Below are 338 nucleotides of genomic sequence, written 5' to 3'. Positions count from 1 at the left end.
TCGCCGCCACGGACACCTGTGTCGGATCTGGGTACGGACCGCGTGCGCCTTTTCACGGGCCCCAGGTTGGACCGAATTTCTCTATCTCATCGTTCACCCGCTTCGTGCCGTTACGGCTTCCACGAGTTTTGATGATTCGACCGGGCGAGTGCCCGGCTCGGTCGACCCCGAGGCGTTGGCATGATTGCACGCGGGCACTGGAATATTAACCAGTTTCCCGATTCGTCCTACTCGAACTGCGGTAGGACTGAGGACCGGCTAACCCTCGGTTGACGAACATTGCCGAGGAACCCTTGTCCGTGAGGCCGTCGGGATTCTAACCCGACTACCGCTGCTAC

General features: G+C 60.1%; 1 rRNA gene. It reads right to left on the bottom strand.

Going from position 1 to position 338, the window contains the following annotated elements:
- A 23S ribosomal RNA gene (locus C451_RS23165) occupies positions 1-338 on the bottom strand; the annotation flags it as partial.

Origin of the sequence: Halococcus thailandensis JCM 13552, assembly GCF_000336715.1 — an archaeon.
Classification (GTDB): Archaea; Halobacteriota; Halobacteria; order Halobacteriales; family Halococcaceae; genus Halococcus; species Halococcus thailandensis.
Note: the sequence above shows the minus strand (reverse complement) of the source record. Positions and strands in the feature narration are given on the sequence as shown.